Annotated in this window: 2 protein-coding genes; both read left to right on the plus strand. The window is 69.1% G+C overall.

Annotation, left to right across the window (positions count from 1 at the left end; translation table 11 throughout):
• Positions 1 to 233: peptide deformylase (locus GOOTI_RS15620; RefSeq protein WP_007239580.1), on the plus strand; the 233-nt coding region annotated here is incomplete at its 5' end.
• 19 nt (positions 234 to 252) lie between these two features.
• The coding region (locus tag GOOTI_RS15625; RefSeq protein WP_007239581.1) for an N-acetylglutamate synthase, CG3035 family at positions 253 to 1,287 on the plus strand (1,035 nt) is incomplete at its 3' end.

Raw genomic sequence — 1,287 nt, forward strand, 5'->3', positions numbered from 1 at the left:
TCACCGGCGTCGACCGCAACGGCGACGAGGTGGTGATCGAGGGCAACGGCTTCTTCGCCCGCATGCTGCAGCACGAGACCGGGCATCTCGACGGTTTCCTCTACGTGGACGTCCTGATCGGACGTAACGCGCGGGCGGCGAAGAAGGCGATCAAGAAGCACAAGTGGGGTGTCCCGGGACTGGCCTGGGTACCCGGCGAGCAGGCCGACCCATTCGGCCACGACGACGACTGACCTGCCGCAGGATCGCGCGATGAGTGGGAGGCCTCCGATTCCCGATCTCCCGTCAGACGCATACCCGGGCGATCGCGTCGTCGTGCGTTATCTCCTGCACGAGGATGCGCCCGCCGATTGGCGTCGCGCACCCAACCCATCGCCCGGCCCGGCGGGCGCGCCGACCATGTCCGACATCACCGGATTCGTGGTCGAGCGAGGCAGCGGCGGCGAGAGCCCGCATGGCGACTCGACGGCGCTGCACATCGAGCGCGACGGAGTCATCGAGTCGGTCCCCCGCACTGCGCTGGTATCCGTCCGCCTGCTGTCGGCTCGACCCGTGCGCAACAGCGAGATCCGCGATCTCGAACACGCTGCGGCGCTCGCGTGGCCGGGCGTGGAGTCGGCCTGGATCGCCGGCTGGCTCGTTCGCGCAGGCGCAGGATTCTCGCGTCGCGCGAATTCGGCTGTACCACTGGACCGTTCGGCCAGGGCAGATGCGTCGACACTGCGCGACATCGCCGCGTGGTACCGCGCCAGGGACCTCCCCGTACTACTGGCACTGCCCGAGAGGCTGATCACCCCACGGACCGTGCAGGGCACACCGGCGAGTCCGACGATCCACGTGCTGACACGCGACCTCGACCCCACCGACGGCACGCGTGGGTCGATCGGCGTCGACATCGCACTCGACCCGACGCCGAGCACTGCATGGTCGCTGTCCTACGGCAGGTCGGGCACCGATACGCAGGAGGTGGCTGCGGTCGTCAGCGCAGCGCGCGGCCCTGTCACCTTCGCGACCGTCGTCGATGAGACCGCATCGGTGATCGCGACCGGGCGCGCAGCGGTCACCGTCGATCCGAGCGGCGTCGCATGGCTCGGCATCACCGCACTGTGGACCGCGACGGCGCACCGCCGTCGTCATATCGCCGACGCCGTGCTCACCCGGCTGATGGCGTGGGGCGCACACAACGGCGCACAGGTCGCCTACGTGCAGGTCGAGGCCGACAACGCGATTGCCGGACGCTGGTACCGCAGAAGGGGATTCGCTCTGCACCACACATCGCACTACGAG

This window comes from Gordonia otitidis NBRC 100426, assembly GCF_000248075.1.
GTDB classification, from domain to species: Bacteria; Actinomycetota; Actinomycetes; order Mycobacteriales; family Mycobacteriaceae; genus Gordonia; species Gordonia otitidis.